Annotated in this window: 22 protein-coding genes; 10 read left to right on the forward strand and 12 right to left on the reverse strand. The window is 71.6% G+C overall.

Going from position 1 to position 18421, the window contains the following annotated elements:
• Positions 1 to 159: 159 nt before the first annotated feature.
• The 3 genes from K311_RS0106085 to tsaB are packed head-to-tail and all read left to right on the forward strand — an operon-like array spanning position 160 to position 3409.
• Positions 160 to 696, forward strand: a complete 537-nt coding sequence (locus K311_RS0106085) for a tetratricopeptide repeat protein (RefSeq protein WP_026816576.1) — start codon at positions 160 to 162, stop codon at positions 694 to 696.
• Complete coding sequence (gene yoaA, locus K311_RS15665) at positions 697 to 2691, forward strand: DNA repair helicase YoaA (RefSeq protein WP_043796966.1); 1995 nt, start codon at positions 697 to 699, stop codon at positions 2689 to 2691.
• Position 2692: 1 nt separating this feature from the next.
• A complete protein-coding gene (gene tsaB, locus K311_RS0106095) occupies positions 2693 to 3409 on the forward strand; it encodes a tRNA (adenosine(37)-N6)-threonylcarbamoyltransferase complex dimerization subunit type 1 TsaB (protein ID WP_026816577.1) in 717 nt (238 codons plus the stop codon).
• A gap of 137 nt (positions 3410 to 3546) precedes the next feature.
• On the opposite strand, the gene K311_RS15670 is transcribed toward tsaB, so the two are convergent.
• Positions 3547 to 4245 carry a potassium channel family protein gene (locus K311_RS15670; protein WP_051239602.1) on the reverse strand — a complete coding sequence of 233 codons (699 nt, stop codon included), beginning with the start codon at positions 4243 to 4245 and terminating at the stop codon, positions 3547 to 3549.
• On the reverse strand, positions 4245 to 5606 hold the full coding sequence (gene mgtE, locus K311_RS0106105) for a magnesium transporter (protein ID WP_026816578.1): 1362 nt from the start codon (positions 5604 to 5606) through the stop codon (positions 4245 to 4247). Before mgtE ends, K311_RS15670 begins: the two co-directional genes overlap by 1 nt.
• On the opposite strand from mgtE, the gene K311_RS18035 reads away from it, so the two are divergent.
• The 5 genes from K311_RS18035 (at position 5586) to K311_RS0106125 (ending at position 8915) form a co-directional block, all read left to right on the forward strand.
• The gene (locus K311_RS18035; RefSeq protein WP_245570631.1) at positions 5586 to 5933 is read left to right on the forward strand and encodes a GNAT family N-acetyltransferase; all 348 of its coding nucleotides are present in this window, start codon (positions 5586 to 5588) and stop codon (positions 5931 to 5933) included. The genes mgtE and K311_RS18035 overlap by 21 nt on opposite strands.
• Positions 5934 to 6001: 68 nt before the next feature.
• Positions 6002 to 6394 carry a PTS sugar transporter subunit IIA gene (locus K311_RS0106110; protein WP_026816579.1) on the forward strand — a complete coding sequence of 131 codons (393 nt, stop codon included), beginning with the start codon at positions 6002 to 6004 and terminating at the stop codon, positions 6392 to 6394.
• Positions 6387 to 6656, forward strand: coding sequence for an HPr family phosphocarrier protein (locus tag K311_RS0106115; RefSeq protein WP_026816580.1), 270 nt, complete (start codon positions 6387 to 6389; stop codon positions 6654 to 6656). Before K311_RS0106110 ends, K311_RS0106115 begins: the two co-directional genes overlap by 8 nt.
• Positions 6656 to 8371 carry a phosphoenolpyruvate--protein phosphotransferase gene (gene ptsP, locus K311_RS0106120; RefSeq protein WP_026816581.1) on the forward strand — a complete coding sequence of 572 codons (1716 nt, stop codon included), beginning with the start codon at positions 6656 to 6658 and terminating at the stop codon, positions 8369 to 8371. The genes K311_RS0106115 and ptsP overlap by 1 nt, the downstream gene beginning before the upstream one ends.
• 100 nt (positions 8372 to 8471) lie before the next feature.
• Positions 8472 to 8915 carry a FecR family protein gene (locus K311_RS0106125; RefSeq protein ID WP_026816582.1) on the forward strand — a complete coding sequence of 148 codons (444 nt, stop codon included), beginning with the start codon at positions 8472 to 8474 and terminating at the stop codon, positions 8913 to 8915.
• A 72-nt stretch (positions 8916 to 8987) separates the two neighbouring features.
• Here the strand turns inward: K311_RS0106125 and rapZ are convergent, their stop codons facing one another.
• From rapZ to K311_RS0106175, 10 genes are all read right to left on the reverse strand, one after another.
• The gene (gene rapZ / locus K311_RS0106130) at positions 8988 to 9863 is read right to left on the reverse strand and encodes an RNase adapter RapZ (RefSeq protein ID WP_026816583.1); all 876 of its coding nucleotides are present in this window, start codon (positions 9861 to 9863) and stop codon (positions 8988 to 8990) included.
• On the reverse strand, positions 9860 to 10810 hold the full coding sequence (hprK, locus tag K311_RS0106135; RefSeq protein ID WP_026816584.1) for an HPr(Ser) kinase/phosphatase: 951 nt from the start codon (positions 10808 to 10810) through the stop codon (positions 9860 to 9862). Before hprK ends, rapZ begins: the two co-directional genes overlap by 4 nt.
• Entirely contained in the window at positions 10811 to 11284 is a 474-nt protein-coding gene (locus K311_RS0106140; protein WP_026816585.1) for a PTS sugar transporter subunit IIA, read from the reverse strand.
• Positions 11285 to 11288: 4 nt separating this feature from the next.
• A complete protein-coding gene (gene hpf, locus K311_RS0106145; RefSeq protein WP_026816586.1) occupies positions 11289 to 11615 on the reverse strand; it encodes a ribosome hibernation-promoting factor, HPF/YfiA family in 327 nt (108 codons plus the stop codon).
• A 201-nt stretch (positions 11616 to 11816) separates the two neighbouring features.
• Complete coding sequence (locus tag K311_RS0106150) at positions 11817 to 13259, reverse strand: RNA polymerase factor sigma-54 (protein ID WP_026816587.1); 1443 nt, start codon at positions 13257 to 13259, stop codon at positions 11817 to 11819.
• A gap of 32 nt (positions 13260 to 13291) precedes the next feature.
• Positions 13292 to 14011, reverse strand: coding sequence for an LPS export ABC transporter ATP-binding protein (gene lptB, locus K311_RS0106155; RefSeq protein ID WP_026816588.1), 720 nt, complete (start codon positions 14009 to 14011; stop codon positions 13292 to 13294).
• Positions 14011 to 14571: a lipopolysaccharide transport periplasmic protein LptA gene (lptA, locus tag K311_RS0106160; RefSeq protein WP_026816589.1), complete on the reverse strand. Its 561-nt coding sequence runs from the start codon at positions 14569 to 14571 to the stop codon at positions 14011 to 14013. The genes lptB and lptA overlap by 1 nt, the downstream gene beginning before the upstream one ends.
• Positions 14558 to 15115, reverse strand: a complete 558-nt coding sequence (gene lptC / locus K311_RS17560) for an LPS export ABC transporter periplasmic protein LptC (protein WP_051239604.1) — start codon at positions 15113 to 15115, stop codon at positions 14558 to 14560. The genes lptA and lptC overlap by 14 nt, the downstream gene beginning before the upstream one ends.
• Positions 15112 to 15666, reverse strand: a complete 555-nt coding sequence (locus tag K311_RS0106170) for a KdsC family phosphatase (RefSeq protein WP_026816590.1) — start codon at positions 15664 to 15666, stop codon at positions 15112 to 15114. The genes lptC and K311_RS0106170 overlap by 4 nt, the downstream gene beginning before the upstream one ends.
• Positions 15667 to 15673: 7 nt before the next feature.
• Positions 15674 to 16675 carry a KpsF/GutQ family sugar-phosphate isomerase gene (locus tag K311_RS0106175; RefSeq protein WP_026816591.1) on the reverse strand — a complete coding sequence of 334 codons (1002 nt, stop codon included), beginning with the start codon at positions 16673 to 16675 and terminating at the stop codon, positions 15674 to 15676.
• Between the two features lie 65 nt (positions 16676 to 16740).
• On the opposite strand from K311_RS0106175, the gene K311_RS0106180 reads away from it, so the two are divergent.
• Positions 16741 to 16974: a BolA family protein gene (locus K311_RS0106180; protein WP_026816592.1), complete on the forward strand. Its 234-nt coding sequence runs from the start codon at positions 16741 to 16743 to the stop codon at positions 16972 to 16974.
• A gap of 185 nt (positions 16975 to 17159) precedes the next feature.
• Complete coding sequence (gene murA / locus K311_RS0106185) at positions 17160 to 18419, forward strand: UDP-N-acetylglucosamine 1-carboxyvinyltransferase (RefSeq protein WP_026816593.1); 1260 nt, start codon at positions 17160 to 17162, stop codon at positions 18417 to 18419.
• The last annotated feature ends 2 nt before the right edge of the window (positions 18420 to 18421 follow it).

An 18421-nucleotide genomic window follows, 5' to 3' on the forward strand; every position in this document is an offset into this window, starting at 1 on the left:
CCGCGACGAGCGCGGCGCCGAGCGCAGCGACGACCGCCGCGACGCGCCCCGTTCACGCGGGGAAGAAATCGACGCCGAACGCGAGCGGATCCGCGACTTGCGCGACCGCAGCCGCACCCGTGAACGTTGGCGGCAACGCCGTCCCTGAGAAGCCGACGCATGAACCGACCGCTCCCCCGCCTCCTCCTCGCCGTCGCCACGGCGACCGCGCTCGCCGCCTGCAGCAGCGGTCCGTCCGCGCCGGCACCGGCGCCGCGCCGCGCCGGCCCGGCGCCGCTGGATCCGCCGGCCATGGTCGCGGCGGTGCGCGCCGCCGGCCAGACCGGCGTCGAGCTGGAAGTGCAACCGCTGCGCGACCCGCAGGTCGAGGACCTGCGTGACGCCGCCGCGGCACAGGAACGCGCCGGCCGCCTGCGCGACGCCGAGGCCGCGCTCGACCGCGCGCTGGCGATCAGCGTCGACGACCCCGACCTGCTGCAGTGGAAGGCCGAACTGGCGCTGCTGCGCCGCGCCTGGGAACAGGCCGAGCAGCTGGCGAACAGCTCCTACGAACGCGGCCCGAAGCTCGGCGGCCTGTGCCGGCGCAACTGGGCGACGGTCGAACAGTCGCGGCTCGCCCGCGGCGACGCCGTCGGTGCCGCGAACGCCGGCGCCCAGATCGCCCGCTGCACGGTCGCGCCGCCGGTCCGGATGTAAGTGGACAGGCTCGCGGACCTGGCCCTGGCGGCGCTCGCCGCCGACGGGCCGCTGGCGCTCGGCCTCGACGGCTACGTGCCGCGCGAGGCGCAGCGCCATCTCGCCGAGGCGGTGGCCGACGCGATCGACGACGGCGCCACCCTCGTCGCCGAGGCCGGCACCGGCACCGGCAAGACCTATGCCTACCTCGTGCCGGCGCTGCTGTCCGGCAAGCGGGTGATCATCTCCACCGGCACCCGTGCGCTGCAGGACCAGCTCTATCACCGCGACCTGCCGCGCGTGCGCAGCGCCCTCGCCGCCGGCCTGAAGACGGCGCTGCTGAAGGGCCGCGCGAACTACCTGTGCCTGTACCGCATGGAGCAGGCGAAGGGCGAGCGTTTCGCCAGCCGCGAGGTCGCGGCGCAGTTCCAGCGCGTCGTCGCCTGGAGCGGTCGGACGCTGCGCGGCGACCTCGCCGAACTGGCCGACATCGCCGAGGACTCGCCGCTGTGGCCGCAGGTCACCTCGACGGCCGACAACTGCCTCGGCGCCGAATGCCCGTTCTGGGAAGAGTGCTTCGTCGCGAAGGCGCGGCAGCAGGCCCAGGCCGCCGACGTCGTCGTCGTGAACCACCATCTGCTGCTCGCCGACCTCGCACTGAAGGCCGAGGGTTTCGGCGAGATCCTGCCCGGCGCCGCCGCCTTCGTGCTCGACGAGGCGCACCAGCTGCCGGAACTCGCGGCGCAGTTCTTCGGCGAGGCGGTGTCGGCGCGGCAGCTGCTCGACCTCGCCCGCGACAGCCTCGCGGAGTGCCGCAACGTCACCGGCGCACTGGCGACGGTGATGACGCCGGCGCAGGACCTCGAGCGCACGATGCGCGACACCCGCCTGGCGATGGAAGGCCTGCCGCAGCGCGGGCCGCAGGCGCGGCTGCTCGCGACGCCGCGGATCGCCGAGGCCCTGGCCGGGCTCGACCGCGCGCTGGTCCAGCTCGATGCCGCGCTGGCGCCGCTGGCGGAGTCGTCGCCGGGCTTCGCGGCGCTGGCGGCGCGGGCGGGGGAGCTGCTCAAGCGCCTGCGGGCGTGGGTCGGTGAAAAGCCGGGATACCTTCCCGGGGCCGAGGCTCCGGAACAACCGGGGTCAGAGCCCTTTTCCGTGCTGTGGTTCGAGCTCACGCAGCGCGGTTTCATGCTGCAGCGCACGCCGCTCGACGTGTCGGCGCCGCTGCGCGCGTATCGCGAGAAGAGCCGGGCCGCGTGGATCTTCACCTCGGCGACGCTGGCGGTCGCCGGCGATTTCGAGCACATCGGCCGCCGCCTCGGCCTCGAGGCGCCGCGCACCCTGCTGCAGCCCAGTCCGTTCGACTGGCCGGACCAGGCTCTGTGCTACCTGCCGCCCGGCCTGCCCGAGCCGAACCAGCGCGATTACGTGCCGGCGATGCTCGACGCGATCTGGCCGGTGCTGGAGGCCTCGAACGGCCGCGCCTTCCTGCTGTTCACCTCGCACCGCGCGCTGCGCGAGGCCGCCGAGCAGATGCAGGACGCGCCCTGGCCGCTCTTCGTGCAGGGCACCGCGCCGCGCAACGTGTTGCTCGAACGCTTTCGCGAGTCCGGCAACGGCGTGCTGCTCGGCGCCGCCAGCTTCTGGGAAGGCGTCGACGTCGCCGGCGAGGCGCTCAGCCTCGTGGTGATCGATCGCCTGCCGTTCGCCTCGCCCGGTGATCCGGTGCTCGAGGCGCGGCTGGAGGCGGTGCGCCGCCGCGGCGGCCAGCCCTTCCGCGACGAACAGCTGCCGCAGGCGGTCATCGCACTGAAGCAGGGCGTCGGCCGGCTGATCCGCAGCGACCGCGACCGCGGTGTGCTCGTGCTCTGCGACCCGCGCCTGGTCAGCAAGAGCTACGGCCGCAGCTTCTTCGCCAGCCTGCCGCCGTTCCCGCGCACGCGCGCGCTCGCCGACGTGCAGGCATTCTTCGCCGGGAGCGCGACGGCGACCGCGGCGCCCGAACCGGAGTTCTGACATGCGTTTGCTGGCGATCGAAACCGCGACCGAAGCCTGCTCCGTAGCCGTGTACGTCGACGGCGATGTGCGCGAGCGGCACGAACTGGCGCCGCGCATGCACACGAAGCGGGTGCTGCCCTGGGCGGAGCAACTGCTCGCGGAGGCGGGCATCGGCAAATCGCAGCTCGACGCGATCGCCGTCGGCCGCGGCCCCGGCGCGTTCACCGGCGTCCGCCTCGCGATCGCGCTGGCGCAGGGGCTGGCGCTCGCCCTCGACCGCCCGGTGCTGCCCGTTTCCACCCTCGCCGTGCTGGCGATGCAGGGCCGCCGCGAGCACATCGTCGCCGCGATCGATGCGCGCATGGGCGAGGTCTACCTCGGCGAATTCCAGCGCGGCCCCGATGGCCTCGTCACCGCCGCCGGCCCCGAGATCATCCTGTCCCCGAGCGAAGCCCCGCTGCCCGCAGCACCGTCGCACGGCATCGGCACCGGCTTCGCCGCCGCCGACGGCGCCCTGGTGATGCGCTTCGGCGACCGGCTGCACGCCGTCGATGCGACAGCACTGCCACACGCCGCCGACCTCGCGAAACTCGCCGCGGCGGCCTACGCCCGCGGCGAAGCGATCCCGCCCGATGCCCTGGAGCCCGCGTACCTGCGCGACAACGTCGCGCTCACGATCGCCGAGCAGCAGGCGCTGAAAGCGGGAAACGAGAAACGAGGAACGGGAAACGAGTGAAGCGCGCGCTGCGCGCGCGGGCTCTCGCTCTTCGAATGCCGCCGATGAATCCCGCAGAGACCAGCCATGATCGCCGCATCTCGCGTGATCAGATGCGGCATTCCGAAGGCGCGTTACCGGCGAGAGCCGCGAGCGCTTCACTCGTTTCTCGTTCCTCGTTTCTCGTTTCTCACCCGTGCCGCCTGCAACGCCACCAGCCGCGAGATGATCAGCGCGAGATAGAGCACGCCGACCATCTGCTCGATCATCACCAGCGAGCGCGCGTGGTTGTTGACCGGCGTGATGTCGCCGAAGCCGACGCTGGTCAGCGCGGTGAAGCTGAAATACAGCAGCTCGAACCAGCTCGTCAGCAGCACCGGATCGGTGTCGGAGGCCACCGCGAAGGAACCCGGCGAATAACGCTCGACCAGGGCATAGACATAGGCGAACACGAAGGCCATCAGCACGTAGCAGCCGGCCGCCGCGAACAGCTCGTCGAGGGTCATCACCTCGTCCCGCAGGATGTAGCGCAGCAGGCAGACGCAGACGAAGGCATGGAACATCGCCTGCGTCGCGAAGTTCGCCTGCAGCCAGCCGGGGCCGGGCACGAAGGAGGCGACCACGTGCAACGCGATCGCCGGGATCGCCAGCAGGTAGCCGATGCGGTGCTCCGGTCCGGTCGCGCTCGCCGCGCGCAGCGCCAGCACCAGGATCAGCAGGTCCCAGATCGCGATCGCCGCGCGCCCTTCCGGACGCGGTTCGAGGAAGGGGTAGAGCAGGACCAGCGCCAGCAGCGACAGCAGCAGCCCGGCGTTCGGCAGCGCGGCGATCCGGCGCACCGTCTCCGGGCGGATCATCACCGCAGCAGCACCAGGGTCGCCAGGCCGAGGAACGAGAAGAAGCCCATCACGTCGGTGACCGTGGTCAGCACGACGCCGCCGGCCAGCGCGGGATCGAGCCGCAGCCGCTTCAGGGTCAGCGGCACCAGCACGCCGGCCAGCGCCGCCGACAGCAGGTTGATGATCATCGCGCCGAAGATCACCAGCGCCAGTTCGTGGTCGTGGAACCAGGCCCAGGTCGCCAGCCCGACGACGCCGCCGATCAGCAGGCCGTTGAGCAGGGCCACCCGCACTTCCTTCCACACCAGCGGCCGCACGTTGGAGGCGCCGACCTGGCCGAGCGCGAGGCCGCGCACCATCAGCGCCAGCACCTGGGTGCCGGCATTGCCGCCCATGCCGGCGACGATCGGCATCAGCACCGCCAGCGCGACGAGCCGGTCGATCGTGCCCTGGAACTGGCCGACCACCGCCGAGGCCAGGAAGGCCGTGCCCAGGTTGACCGCCAGCCACACCACGCGGCGGCGGAAGGCGCGCGGCACCGGGCTGAACAGGTCCTCGTCCTCGTCCAGACCGGCGGCGCTCAGCGCCTGGTGCTCGCCCTGCTCGCGGATGATGTCGACGACGTCGTCGATGGTGATGCGCCCGAGCAGGATGTTGTTGCCGTCGACCACCGGCGCAGAGATCCAGTCGTGGTGCGAGAACTGCGAGGCGACCTCGTCGGACGAGGTGTCGACCGCGATCGCCGGCTGCTCGTCGTCGATCAGCTCGTTGATCGGGGTCGACACGTCGTGGGTCAGCAGGGCCGCGATCGCGACCCGGCCGAGGTACTGGTGGCGGCGGCTGACCACGAACAGGTGGTCGGTGTGCTCGGGGATCTCGCCGCGCAGGCGCAGGTAGCGCAGCACGACGTCGACGGTGACGTCGGCGCGCACCGTGATCACGTCCGGGTTCATCAGGCGCCCGGCGGTGTCCTCGCCGTAGCTCAGGACCTGCTCGAGCCGCTCGCGGTTCTCGCGGTCCATCGACTTCAGGACCTCCTCGATCACCGTGTCCGGCAGGTCCTCGGCGAGCAGCGCGAGGTCGTCGATGTCGAGGTCCTCGACCGCGGCGACGATCTCGTCCTCGTCCATCTCCGCGAGCAGGCTCTCGCGCACGTCCTCGCCGACGTGCACCAGCACCTCGCCGTCGTCCTCGGGGTCGACCAGGCCCCAGACGATCGCGCGCTTGGCGACCGGCAGCGATTCGAGCAGGTTGCCGATCTCGGCCGGGGAGAGCGTGTTGACGAGCCGCCGCACCGGGCCGAGACGGCCGGTGTCCAGCGCGTCGGAAAGCAGACGCAGCTGGCGCGCGGTCTTGTCGTGGCGCACGGCGTCGGCCATCGCTCGCTCCCGTTGAGGCGCGCGTATTATGCGGGCGCTCCGCCGGTACGCCTATGTCCGTGCACGAACTCGACAATCCCTTCCACACCGCGCTCACGACGATCCCGCGAACTCAGCGCCATCTGCACCCACCCCGACTTCACCGGCCGCGGCTACGCGCGCCGGCTGACCTGCCTGCTGGCGAATGACATCCTTGCCTCGGGCCGGCTGCCCTTCCTGCACGTCGCCCACCACAACACGCATGCGAAAGGGCTGTACGGGCGCATCGGTTTCCGCACCCGCCGCGACATCGCCTTCCATTCCCTGCGCCGGCCGCCGGCCGTGTGAGCGGCGCGCGGGCCGTTCCCGCGGACCAGCGCGTACGAACCGCGAACGGCTCCTGCTAATGTTCCGCCATGCCTGTCGGAATCCTCCTCCTCACCCATGAGGGCGTCGGGACTGCGCTGCTCGCCGCGGCGCGGCGGCTGCTGTCGCCGCTGCCGCTGCCGACCGGGGTGTTCGAGGTGGCCTGGGAGGACGGCGCCGACGAGCAGCTGCCGGCCGCCAGCGCGGCGCTGCGCCGCGTCGACGGCGGCGACGGCGTGCTGGTGCTGGTCGACCTCTACGGCGCGACGCCGTCGCGGCTGGCCGCGGCGCTGTCGCGGCTGGGCACCCCGGCGCGGCGGGTCAGCGGCCTGAGCCTGCCGATGCTGCTGCGGGTGCAGAACTATCCCGATCTGGAACTGGACGAGCTGGCGCGGACGGCGGCCGCCGGCGCCCGCAATGGAGTGATACAGGACGATGCTTGAGCGCGAACTGCGGGTGTCCAACCGGCTCGGCCTGCATGCGCGGGCCGCGGCCAAACTCGTGCAACTGCTGTCGGCCTACAAGGCGCAGGTGACGCTGACCGGCCGCGGCCGCGAGGTGAACGCCAAGAGCATCATGGGCGTGCTGCTGCTCGCCGCCGCCCCCGGCGCCAGCCTGCTGCTGCGCTGCGACGGCGAGGACGAGGCGGCGGCGGCCGAGGCCGCGGCGGCGCTGTTCGAGCGTCGTTTCGACGAGGACGGCTGATGCGGCGGGCGCTGCGCGGCCACGGCGCCTCGAAGGGGATCGCCCTGGGTCGCGTGCGCGTTCGCCACCCGCAGGCGCTGGTGGTCGACGAGCGCCGGATCGCGGCCGGCGAGGTCGAGGCCGAGATCGCGCGCCTGCACGCCGCGATCGCCCAGACCCGCGACGAACTGCGCGCCCTGCGCGAACGCCTGCACGGCGCCCTCGCGCACGAGGTCGGCGAGTTCCTCGACCTGCACGCGATGATCCTCGACGACCCGGAACTGCTGCAGGGGCTCGACGAACTCGTGCGCATCGGCCGCTACGGCGCCGATTACGCCCTTAAGCTGCAGCGCGACCGCCTGGCGGCGGTGTTCGAGGGCATGCAGGACGACTATTTCCGCAGCCGCCGCGAGGACCTCGACCACGTCGTCGGCCGCATCCACGCCGCCCTGCACCGGCGCGGCGACGACGGCGCCACCGGCCTGTCCGGCGACATCCTGGTCTGCGAGACGATCGCCCCGCAGGAACTGGCCGACCTGCAGGCCCAGGGCGTGGTCGCGGTGGTGACCGCCACCGGCAGCCCGCTGTCGCACAGCGCGATCCTCGCGCGCAGCCTGCATCTGCCGCTGGTGGTCGGCGCCGGCGACGTCCTCGCGGTGGCCAACGACGGCGACGCCCTGATCGTCGACGGCGGCAGCGGCGAACTGCTGCTGGAACCCGACGCCCGCGACCTGCGCGACTACCACCGCCGCGCCGCCCGCGCCGGTCGCGAACAGGCACAGCTGACTCGCCTGCGCCGGCAGCCGACCCGCACCGTCGACGGTGTCGACGTCCGCCTCTGGGCGAATGCCGAGACCCGCACCGACGTCGCCGAGGCGCATGCCCTCGGCGCCGACGGCGTCGGCCTGTACCGCACCGAATTCCTGTTCATGCAGCGCCGCGAGCTGCCGACCGAGGAGGAGCAGTTCCTCGCCTACCGCGACCTCGTGCTCGGCATGGCCGGGCGCCCGGTGACCATCCGCACCCTCGACCTCGGCGCCGACAAGGCCGACCACACCGGCCTGGCCCTGCGCAGCGAGCCGAATCCGGCCCTCGGGCTGCGCGGCGTGCGCCTGTCGCTGCGGCACTCGGCCCTGTTCGCGACCCAGTTGCGGGCGATCCTGCGCGCCGCCGCCTACGGTCCCGTGCGGATCCTGGTGCCGATGGTCAGCGGCCGCGAGGAGATGCTGGCGGTGGCGCAGCTGATCGAACAGGTCCGCGCCGGGCTCCGCGCGGACGCGGTGCAGGCCGGCGACCAGGTCGAACTGGGTGCGATGGTCGAAGTGCCGGCGGCCGCGCTGGCCCTGCCGGACTTCGTCGACCTGGTCGATTTCGTGTCGGTCGGCACCAACGACCTGGTGCAGTACCTGCTGGCGGTGGACCGCAACCACGAGGCCCTGGCCGACCTGTACACGCCGAGGCACCCGGCCCTGCTGCGGCTGCTGTCGGAACTGTTCGCCTATGCCCGCCGCGAGGGCATCGGCGTCACCGTCTGTGGCGAGATGGCCGCCGACCCCGACAACGTGCCGCTGCTGCTGGCCCTGGGCCTGCGCGACCTGAGCCTGCATCCCGGCAGCCTGCTGGAGGTCCGGCGGGCGGTCCGCGCGGCCGACTTCGGCCGCCTGCGCCGGCGCGCCGCGACCCTGCTGCGGGTCCACGACCGGGCCGGGATCGAGGGCTGGCTGGCACGGACCTGACAGCGCGTCCGGTCCCTCGTTTGCACCGCGTTGACACCCGGAGTAGAAGGATGGCCAAACCGACCGTCCCTCCGCCAACCCCCGTCACGGAGATGTCCAGATGAAGCGCCGACTGCTCGCCCTCGCTCTTTCCCTCAGCGCAGCCTCGGTGGCCTTCGCCGCCGAACCGGTCGCGACCCTGTCCGCCCAGGACGGCGTCGTGATGGTCAATGCGGGGGACGAATTCGTCACCGCCGCCGACGGCCAGGCCCTGCAGCCCGGCGAGCGCGTGCTCGTGATGGAAGGCGGTACCGCCCAGCTGACCTTCGCGGACGGCTGCCCGCTCGTGGTCGAGGCCGGCTCGATGGTCGTGGTTCCGGAAATGTCCCCCTGCGCCGGTGCCGTCGCCGCGGTGCAGCCGGTGCCGCGCCAGTACGCCCAGGCCGTCGGCAGCGCCGGTGGCAGTGCCGGCGCCACCGGCCTGGTCGTCGCCGGCGTCATGGGCGTGACCATCCTGCTGATTTCGGAGAAGGACGCCGAGTTCGACGTGCCGGTCAGCCCCTGATCCGATGCACTCGCGTGCTTCCCGACGGGCCGGCGACAACGCCGGCCCGTTTCATTTCCGGGTCCGGTCGCGTTATTCGAGTTCGCGGTGGAAGGTCAGCACCGCGTCGCGACCGGCATCGCGGAAATGCCGGGCCATCGTCTCGGCCAGGTAGACCGAGCGGTGGCGTCCGCCGGTGCAGCCGAAGGCCACCGTGAAGTAGCTGCGGGTGCCGGACTCGAAACGCGGCACCCAGTCGTCGAGGAAGGCGGTGACCTGCGCGACGAAGGCCTGCGTCGCGGGGTCGGCATCCAGGAAGTCGCGCACCCCCGCGTCACGCCCGGACAGCGGCCGCAGCCGCGTGTCCCAGTGCGGGTTCGGCAGCGCGCGCGCGTCGAACACGAAATCGGCGTCGGCCGGCAGCCCGCGCTTGTAGGCGAAGGACTCGAACAGCAGCGACATGCCCTGCTGCGCCTCGATGCCGAGTTCGGTCAGCACCAGCCGGCGCATCTGGTGCACGTTGAGCTCGGAGGTGTCCATCACCAGGTCGGCGATCGCCAGCAGCGGCCGCATCGCCTGCCGCTCGAGACGGATCGCATCGGCCAGCGACAGCCCGTCGTGGCTCAGCGGATGCCGCCGGCGGGTGTCGGAATACCGCTTCAGCAGGACCTCGTCGCGGGTGTCGAAGAACACCAGCTTGTAGTCGATGCCGAGGTCGCCGACCGCCGACAGCCACTCCGGAATCCGCGCCAGGTCGATCGTGCCGCTGCGCACGTCGATGCCGACGGCGAGCCGCTGGCGGGCGCTGTCGGCGCCGCCGATCGCGGTGACGAAGCGCGGCAGCAGCTCGGCCGGCAGGTTGTCGGTGCAGAAGAAGTCGAGGTCCTCGAGCGTGTGCAGGGCCACCGACTTGCCGCTGCCGGACATGCCGCTGACGACGATCAGCAGGGGCCGCACGGGTTCGTTCATGAGGGTTCGTTCTGCTGCAGGAATTCGCTGTGGCGGGCGAGGAAGGCGACGGCCGGGTCGGCGCCCTTCAGGCGCAGCAGGTGCACGCGCACCGCCGCCTCGGCGAGCACCGCGAGGTTGCGGCCGGCGGCGACCGGCAGCTCGACCACCGGCACGTCGAGGTCGAGCACGCGGCGGCTGCGGGACTCGCCGGTGATGCGCGCCATCGCCTCGGCGCTCGGTTCCTGCGCGCGCACCAGGTGCACGATCAGGCGCAGGTACTTGTTCCGCTTCACCGCGGTGTCGCCGAACATCTGCCGGATGTTCATGATGCCGAGGCCGCGCACCTCGAGCAGGTCCTGCAGCAGCTCCGGGCAGGTGCCGTCGAGCACGTCGGGGGCGATCTGGGTGAATTCGGGCGCGTCGTCGGCGACCAGGCGATGGCCACGGCTGATCAGCTCGAGCGCGAGTTCGCTCTTGCCCAGGCCGGAGTCGCCGGTGATCAGCACGCCGATCGAATAGATCTCCATGAACACGCCGTGCAGCGTCAGCCGCGGTGCCAGCGCGCGCGCCAGGTGGTATTGCAGCAGGTTCAGCAGCTCGAAGCCGCGCCGTGGCGACACCCAGATCGCGGTGTCGGTTTCCTCGGCGAGCTCGCGCAGGTCGCTCGGGCAGCTCTGGTCCTGGGTGATGACCAGGGCCAGTGGCCGCGCGTCCATGATCTTCTGCAGCGTCTCCCAGCGCTGGCGGGCGTCGAGGCCGTCGAGCCAGGCCAGTTCCGCCGAACCGACGACCTGCACCTTGTTCGGGTGGATCACGTTGAGGTAGCCGGCGAGCGAGGGCCGCCGCGACAGGTGCTCGCCGCGTTCGATCAGCCGCTCGCTGCCACGCTGGCCGGCGAGCCAGCGCAGCGCGAGGCGTTCGCGCAGTTCCTCGAAGAGTTCGCGGGCCCGCAGGCGGTCGGTCATTCAGCCCACCGGCTCGTGGGTGGCCTGCCAGTCGGCGAGCAGGGCGAGCAGGGCGGCCGGGTCCGGCGCCTTGCGCAGGCGGTCGCGGAAGCCGGCGTCGCCGAACATCTCGGCGAGGCCGGCGAGCAGCAGCAGGTGCTGCTGCGCGAAGTGTTCGGGCACCACCAGGGCGAAGACCAGGTCGACCGGTTCGCCGTCGGGGGCGCCGAAGTCCACCGCCTCGGCCAGGCGCACGAAGGCGCCGGTGGCGACCTTCGCACGCGCACTGCGCGCGTGCGGGATCGCCACGCCGTGGCCGAGGCCGGTGCTGCCGAGCCGCTCGCGGCTGCACAGGGTGTCGTAGATGCCGGCCTCGCTGTCGCCGCCGGCACCGTCGGCGAGCACGCGCGCGAGCACCTCCAGCAACCGCTTCTTGCCGCTGACCGGGACCTCCGTGCGCACCCGCGCCGGACTCAGCAGATCCAGCAGATGCATGACGTCAGCCGAAGGTGTCCGTGCGGGCCGGGGATTCGCCGCGGCGATGGTCGGTCATCTTCTCCTTCTGCTTCAGCACCAGGCGGTCGAGCTTGTCGGCCAGCAGGTCGATCGCGGCGTACATGTCCGGGGCGATCGCGTCGGCATGCATGGTCTTGCCGGTGGTCGTGAGCGTCGCCTCGGCCTTCTGCTCGAGTTTGTCGACCGCGAGCACCACGCGCGCCTCGAGGTGATGGTCGAAATGGCGGGCGACGCGCGCGAGCTTGTCCTGGACGTAGTCGCGCAGGGCCGGGGTCACGTCGATCTGGTGGCCGCTGATCTCGATCCGCATGTCGCTTTCCTCCTGTCGCGCCGCAGGGGCGCCTCTTGATGGGATGTGTCGCGCTTGCGCGTCACGAATACTGAGATGGGGTCGCGGGCTGAAGGTTCCAGCCGTCCTCCATCCCCCGTAGGAGCGCCTTCAGGCGCGATGCTCTTATCGAGAACCCTCCACGCACGAAGCATCGCGCCTGAAGGCGCTCCTACGGGAGGGCTAGAGGCGCTGGCGTTCGTTGGAGGCGGGGATGTTCATCGCTTCCCGGTACTTTGCCACGGTTCGTCGCGCCACGGGGATGCCCTCACCCTTGAGGAATTCCGCCAGCCGCTGGTCGGACAAGGGCTGGCGCGGGTTCTCGGCCTCGATCAGCTTGCGCAGCATCGCCTGGATCGCCGTCGCCGAGGCGGCACCGCCATGTTCGGTGGCGATGCCGGAACTGAAGAAATGCTTGAACTCGAAGGTGCCGCGCGGCGTGCGCAGGAACTTGCGGGTGGTGGCCCGGGAAATGGTCGACTCGTGCAGGCCCAGTTCCTCGGCGACCTCGCGCAGGGTCAGCGGCCGCATCGCCTCGCTGCCGTGGTCGAGGAAACCGCTCTGCTGGCGCACGATCGCCCGCGCCACCCGCAACAGGGTGTCGGCGCGGGTCTCCAGGCTCTTGATCAGCCAGCGCGCTTCCTGCAGCTGGCCGCGCAGGTAGCTGTCGTCCTCGCGGCTGGCCTTGCCGATCAGGCGTTCGTAATGGCGGTTGATCGCCAGCCGCGGCTGGCTGTGCGCCGACAGCTGCACCTTCCAGACGCCGCCGTGGCGGTAGGCGATCGCGTCCGGGGCGATGTATTCGGCGCTGCCGCCACCGATGCGCGCGCCGGGCTTGGGGTCGAGCGACTTCAGCAGCGCCACCGCCGCCTGCATTTCCGCGCCGTCGCGGCCGAGCTGGGCCGCCAGCCGCTCGGCGCCGAGGCGGGCGAGGGCATCCAGGTGCTGCCGCGCCAGTTCCCGCGCCAGCCCCAGGCCGGCGGTGTCGTCGCTGAGCAGGCTCAGCTGCACGGTCAGGCATTCGGACAGGCTGCGGGCGCCGCTGCCGACCGGGTCGAAGTGCTGGACGATGCGCAGGACGGTCTCGATCTCGGCAGGGTCGGCACTGATTTCCGGCAGCAGCGTCGCCTCGATGTCGGCCATCGGCGATGCCAGGTAGCCGTCATCGTTGATCGCCTCGATCAGGGCCTGGCCGATCGCGATGTCGCGCGCCGACAGGTGGCTGAGGCTCAGCTGCCACAGCAGGTGGTCGTGCAGGTCGATCGGCGCGGCGGCGGTCAGCTCTTCCGGATCGTCCTCGCCGTTGCCGCGACGCTCGCCGGCGCCATGGCTGGATTCGTACCACTCGCCGTCCATTTCCGGCGGCTCCGGGCCGTCGTCGGACGGGGCGGGGTCGGGGGCGCTGTCGGACGTCGGGGCCTCGCCGCCGCCTTCGGACGGTGGCGTATCGCTCCGGCCGTAGTCCTCGAGATCCTCGGCGCGCTCGAGCAGCGGGTTGGACTCGACCGCGGTGGTCAGCTCCGCCTCCAGCTCCAGCGTCGACAGCTGCAGCAGCCGGATCGCCTGACGCAACTGGGGCGTCAGGGTCAGCTGCTGGCCTAGCCGGGTCTGCAGGGTCGGTTTCATGGCGCTCCGCGGGGGACGGGACCAGCGGCCTGCTAGAGGCGGAAGGATTCGCCGAGGTAGACCCGGCGGACGTCCGGGTTCTCCAGCAGGTCCTCCGGCGCCCCCTGGGCGAGGACACTGCCGGCATTGAGGATATACGCGCGGTCGCAGATCCCCAAGGTTTCGCGGACGTTGTGGTCGGTGATCAGCACGCCGATGCCGCGCTGCTTGAGGTGGCGGACGATCTTCTGGATCTCGCCGACCGAAATCGGGTCGACGCCGGCGAAGGGCTCGTCGAGCAGCATGAAGCGCGGCGCCGCGGCGAGGGCGCGGGCGATCTCGACGCGGCGGCGCTCGCCGCCCGACAGGCTGGCGCCGGCCTGGTCGGCGACGTGGGTGACCTGCAGTTCTTCCATCAGCGCCGACAGCTCGTGCAGGCGGCCGGCCTCGTCGAGGTCGTTGCGCAGCTCGAGCACCGCCGAGATGTTGTCGGCGACGCTGAGTTTGCGGAACACCGACGCTTCCTGCGGCAGGTAGCCGAGGCCGCGGCGGGCGCGCTCGTGCATCGGCAGCGCGGTGATGTCCTTGCCGTCGAGCAGGATCTGCCCGGCGTCGGCCGACACCAGGCCGACGATCATGTAGAAGCAGGTGGTCTTGCCGGCGCCGTTCGGGCCGAGCAGGCCGACGACCTCACCCGGCCGCAGGCTCAGGCCGAAGTCGGTGACGACCCGCCGCGAGCGGTAACTCTTGGCCAGCCCGGTCGCGGTGAGCATCAGTCTTCGGTCGGCGGCGCGGCGGGTTCGGCCGGCGTGTCCGTGGCTGGGGCCGGGGCCGCGGCGCGGTTCGTGCGCGGCAGGATCGTCATCGACACCCGGCGGCCGTCGCCACCGCCGGTCAGGCGGCCGGAATTGATGTCGTAGGTCACCGTGTCGCCGCGCAGGTCGCCGCGCGGCTGGCGGATCACCGCGTCGCCACTGAGCAGCATGCGTTCGTCGGCGAGCACGTAGGTGATGCGCTGGGCACTGGCGTTGGTCGGCTGGCCGTCGTCGCCGACCTGCATGAGGGTCGCCGGCGAACCGGCGAGCACGACGCGTTCGATGTCGCCGCGCACCTTGTGGATGTCGGCGGTGGCGGCGCGGATCTCCAGCGTGCCCTGGCGGATGATCACGTCGCGCAGATGCGACACGCAGTCGTCCTGCAGGCAGAAATCGCCGCTGCCGGCGTCGACCTGCATCGGCTGGTCGCGATCGGTGGAACGTGCGGAAGCGGCCGGCGCGCAGACCAGCGCGGCGAGGGCGAGCAGCAGCAGGAAACGGGATTCAACGTGGGACATAACGGGCATTCACCTGATCCAGAAGCTCGAAGCGCTTGGCCTTCATGTCCCCGCGCAGGCCGGTGCCGGCGAGTATAGAGTCGCCCTGCGTGATGGTCACCCGATGATCCGAACGCAGCGCGTCCTCGTCGGGCAGCACGAGCAGGCGCTCGGTGTCGACGCGCAGCGGCGTGCCGGAGGAGCCGGCGGGACCGACGATGCTGACGTCGTGCAGCAGGTGCACCTCGGTCGCGCCGGGCGACACCCAGGCATTGTCGGCGCGCGCGTTCCAGCTGCCGTTGCCGCCGGCCGCGGGGAAAGTGAAGCGCGGCTGCACCATGCTCAGGCTCTCGCCGCCGACGTCGCGCTGCAGGTAGGGCCCCTGCGCGGTGAAGGATTCGGCGCCTTCCTCGTCGAGGGCGATCAGCTCGAAGTCGCGCAGCACGTAATCGGAGCGCTGCACCGGCGTCGCGACGACCTCCTCGTCGCCGCGCAGCCGCCACAGCAGCCAGACGCCGGCGACGAAGGCGACCATCAGCACGAGGTTGAGCGCGGTGCGGTTCATCGCGGCGCGCCGACGCCGACGCCGACGCCGTAGCGGGCGAGGATCGCCTCCTTCAGCCCGCGCGCCTGCAGCAGCAGGTCGCAGAACTCGCGCACGGCGCCGTGGCCGCCGCGGGCGCGGGCGATCCAGTGCACGCGCTCGGCGACCCAGGGATGCGCGTTCGCCGGCGCCGCCGCGAGGCCGGCGATCGCCATCGCCGGCAGGTCGTTGAGGTCGTCGCCCATGTGCGCGGCTTCCGCGGGATCGATGCCGAGCCGGCCGGCGATCTCGCGCAGGCTCGCCGCCTTGTCATGGCTGGCGATCACCACGTGCTCGACGCCGAGGTCCTTCGCGCGGGCCGCGACGATCTCGCCGCGGCGGGCGGTGATGAAGGCGATGTGGATGCCGTGTTCCTGCAGCAGCTTCAGGCCGAAGCCGTCGGCGACGTCGAAGACCTTCGCCTCGCCGAGCACGTGGTAGACGAGGCCGCCGTCGGTCAGTGTGCCGTCGACGTCGAAACAGGCGAGCCGGATGCGCGCGGCGCGCTGCAGCAGTTCGGGATCGAGGGACATGGCCGGATCACACCACCCGTGCGCGCAACAGGTCATGAATGTTCAGGGCGCCGACGACGCGGCGTTCGCCGTCGACCACGACCAGCGCGCTGATCTTGTGTTCTTCCATCAGGTGCGCGGCCTCGACGGCCAGCGCATCGGCACCGATCGTCTTCGGGTTGCGGCCCATCAGCGCCGACACCGGGGTGCCGTGCAGATCGGTGTCCTCGTCGTCGAGGCAGCGGCGCAGGTCGCCGTCAGTGAACACGCCCTGCAGCACGCCGTCGGCGTCGACCACCGCGGTCATGCCGAGGCGCTTGCGGGTCATCTCCAGCAGCGCGGCGCTGGCCATCGCGTCGGCGCGCACCACCGGGCAGTCGTCGCCGGTGTGCATCACGTCGCGGATGTGCAGCAGCAGGCGGCGGCCGAGCGCGCCGGCCGGGTGCGAGCGGGCGAAGTCCTCGGCGGTGAAGCCGCGGGCCTCGAGCAGGGCCACGGCCAGCGCGTCGCCGAGGGCCAGCGCCGCGGTCGTGCTCGAGGTCGGGGCCAGGCCGAGCGGGCAGGCTTCCAGCGGCACCCCGGCATCGAGGTGGACGTCGGCGAGCCGGGCCATGCTCGAGGCCGGGCGGCCGGTCATCGCGATCAGCGCATTGCCCTGGCGCTTGAGCGCCGGGACGATCTGCAGGATCTCCTCGGATTCGCCGGAGTTCGACAGCGCCAGCACGACATCGGCGTCGGTGACCATGCCGAGGTCGCCGTGGCTGGCCTCCCCGGGGTGCATGAAGAAGGCCGGGGTGCCGGTCGAGGCCAGGGTCGCGGCGATCTTGCGGGCGATGTGCCCGGACTTGCCCATGCCGGTGCAGACGACCCGGCCCTCGCAGGCCAGGATGCGCCGGCAGGCGGCGGCGAAATCGGTGCCGAGGCGGGCGCCGAGGGCCTCCAGCGCCTGCATTTCGATCGCCACGACCTGGCGGCCGCTGGCGATCAGGGCGTCGTCGGTGAGGTCCGGGAGCGGGCGCGGAGCGGTCATGCCGGGCTCTTGGAGTATCATGCGGGGCCGCATTGTAAGGCCTGGGCGCCGACCGCGCCGTCGCCATGAATCCCGAAGCCATCCGCGAACTGATCGAAGCCGGCCTCCCCGGCGCCACCGCCGACGTCCAGGGTGACGACGGCGTCCACTTCGAAGCCACCGTCGTCGCCGAACAGTTCCGCGGCAAGCTGCCGCTGGCCCGGCACCGGCTGGTCTACGCGACCCTGGGCGAGCGCATGGGCCGGGAGATCCATGCGCTGGCGCTGCGGACGCTCACGCCCGAAGAAGCCTCCCTGTAGGAGCGCCTTCAGGCGCGATGCTCTTCAACCGGATAAAGCATCGCGCCTGAAGGCGCTCCTACAGAAGCAAGGGATCGCGCCTGAAGGCGCTCCTACAGAAGCAAGGGATCGCGCCCGAAGGCGCTCCTGCAAGAGCAAAGCATCGCGCCTGAAGGCGCTCCTACAGGGTTCGACGGAAGCAGCACATGGCGAAGATCGTGATCACCGGCGGCGTGCCGCTCGAAGGCGAGGTGCAGATTTCCGGCGCCAAGAACGCCGTACTGCCGATCCTCGCGGCGACGCTGCTCGCCGATGGCCCGATCTCGATCGGCAACGTGCCGCACCTGCACGACGTCACCACGACGATGGAGCTGCTCGGCGCGATGGGCGTGCAGCTGATGGTCGACGAGAAGCTGACCATCACCGCCGACCCGCGCTTCATCACCAGCACCGTCGCGCCCTACGAACTGGTGAAGACGATGCGCGCCTCGGTGCTCGTGCTCGGTCCGTTGCTGGCGCGCTTCGGCCATGCCGAGGTGTCGCTGCCCGGCGGCTGCGCGATCGGTTCGCGGCCGGTCGAGCAGCACATCCGCGGCCTGCAGGCGCTCGGCGCCGAGGTCACGGTCGAGAACGGCTTCATCAAGGCCCGCGCCGAACGCCTGAAGGGCGGCCGCTATGTGTTCGACCTGATCACCGTCACCGGCACCGAGAACGTGCTGATGGCGGCGGCGCTGGCGAAGGGCACGTCGGTGCTCGAGAACTGCGCGCAGGAGCCGGAGGTCGTCGACCTCGCCAACTGCCTGAACGCGATGGGCGCGCGGATCGAGGGCGCCGGCAGCAATCGCATCGTCGTGCACGGCGTCGACAACCTGCAGGGCGTGCACTACGACGTGCTGCCCGACCGCATCGAGACCGGCACCTTCCTGGTCGCCGGCGCGATGACCGGCGGCCGCGTGCTCGCGAAGAAGACCCGCGCCGACATCCTCGACGCGGTGCTGGTGAAGCTCGAGGAAGCCGGCGCCCAGGTGAACACCGGCGCCGACTGGATCGAGGTCGACATGCGCGGCCGCCGCCCGCGGGCGGTCGACCTGACCACCGCGCCGTATCCGGCCTTCCCGACCGACATGCAGGCGCAGTTCGCGGCGCTGAACACGATCGCCGAAGGCGTCGGCATCATCACCGAGACGATCTTCGAGAACCGCTTCATGCACCTCAACGAGCTGTCGCGCCTGGGCGCCGACATCCGCGTCGAGGGCAACACCGCGGTGATCCGCGGCGTGCCGAAGATGACCGGCGCGCCGATCATGGCTACCGACCTGCGCGCGTCGGCGTCGCTGGTGCTGGCCGGCCTGGTCGCCGAAGGCGAAACCGTCGTCGACCGCATCTACCACATCGATCGCGGCTACGAGAACATCGAAGAGAAGCTCGGCACCCTCGGCGCGAAGATCCGCCGCCTGCCCAGCTGAGC

Origin of the sequence: Arenimonas composti TR7-09 = DSM 18010, from assembly GCF_000426365.1 — a bacterium.
Lineage (GTDB): Bacteria > Pseudomonadota > Gammaproteobacteria > Xanthomonadales > Xanthomonadaceae > Arenimonas > Arenimonas composti.

What these genes read in the sequence shown, in the direction of transcription:
- K311_RS0106110 (WP_026816579.1), top strand. Translation starts at nt 6,002, where the DNA reads ATGCCTGTCGGAATCCTCCTCCTCACCCATGAGGGCGTCGGGACTGCG.
- K311_RS0106140 (WP_026816585.1), bottom strand. Translation starts at nt 11,284, where the DNA reads ATGCATCTGCTGGATCTGCTGAGTCCGGCGCGGGTGCGCACGGAGGTC.
- murA (WP_026816593.1), top strand. Translation starts at nt 17,160, where the DNA reads ATGGCGAAGATCGTGATCACCGGCGGCGTGCCGCTCGAAGGCGAGGTG.
- K311_RS0106085 (WP_026816576.1), top strand. Translation starts at nt 160, where the DNA reads ATGAACCGACCGCTCCCCCGCCTCCTCCTCGCCGTCGCCACGGCGACC.
- hprK (WP_026816584.1), bottom strand. Translation starts at nt 10,810, where the DNA reads ATGACCGACCGCCTGCGGGCCCGCGAACTCTTCGAGGAACTGCGCGAA.
- ptsP (WP_026816581.1), top strand. Translation starts at nt 6,656, where the DNA reads ATGCGGCGGGCGCTGCGCGGCCACGGCGCCTCGAAGGGGATCGCCCTG.
- lptB (WP_026816588.1), bottom strand. Translation starts at nt 14,011, where the DNA reads ATGCTCACCGCGACCGGGCTGGCCAAGAGTTACCGCTCGCGGCGGGTC.
- lptA (WP_026816589.1), bottom strand. Translation starts at nt 14,571, where the DNA reads ATGTCCCACGTTGAATCCCGTTTCCTGCTGCTGCTCGCCCTCGCCGCG.
- tsaB (WP_026816577.1), top strand. Translation starts at nt 2,693, where the DNA reads ATGCGTTTGCTGGCGATCGAAACCGCGACCGAAGCCTGCTCCGTAGCC.
- mgtE (WP_026816578.1), bottom strand. Translation starts at nt 5,606, where the DNA reads ATGGCCGACGCCGTGCGCCACGACAAGACCGCGCGCCAGCTGCGTCTG.
- K311_RS0106150 (WP_026816587.1), bottom strand. Translation starts at nt 13,259, where the DNA reads ATGAAACCGACCCTGCAGACCCGGCTAGGCCAGCAGCTGACCCTGACG.
- K311_RS0106125 (WP_026816582.1), top strand. Translation starts at nt 8,472, where the DNA reads ATGAAGCGCCGACTGCTCGCCCTCGCTCTTTCCCTCAGCGCAGCCTCG.
- K311_RS0106175 (WP_026816591.1), bottom strand. Translation starts at nt 16,675, where the DNA reads ATGACCGCTCCGCGCCCGCTCCCGGACCTCACCGACGACGCCCTGATC.
- K311_RS0106170 (WP_026816590.1), bottom strand. Translation starts at nt 15,666, where the DNA reads ATGTCCCTCGATCCCGAACTGCTGCAGCGCGCCGCGCGCATCCGGCTC.
- K311_RS0106115 (WP_026816580.1), top strand. Translation starts at nt 6,387, where the DNA reads ATGCTTGAGCGCGAACTGCGGGTGTCCAACCGGCTCGGCCTGCATGCG.
- K311_RS15670 (WP_051239602.1), bottom strand. Translation starts at nt 4,245, where the DNA reads ATGATCCGCCCGGAGACGGTGCGCCGGATCGCCGCGCTGCCGAACGCC.
- lptC (WP_051239604.1), bottom strand. Translation starts at nt 15,115, where the DNA reads ATGAACCGCACCGCGCTCAACCTCGTGCTGATGGTCGCCTTCGTCGCC.
- rapZ (WP_026816583.1), bottom strand. Translation starts at nt 9,863, where the DNA reads ATGAACGAACCCGTGCGGCCCCTGCTGATCGTCGTCAGCGGCATGTCC.
- K311_RS0106180 (WP_026816592.1), top strand. Translation starts at nt 16,741, where the DNA reads ATGAATCCCGAAGCCATCCGCGAACTGATCGAAGCCGGCCTCCCCGGC.
- hpf (WP_026816586.1), bottom strand. Translation starts at nt 11,615, where the DNA reads ATGCGGATCGAGATCAGCGGCCACCAGATCGACGTGACCCCGGCCCTG.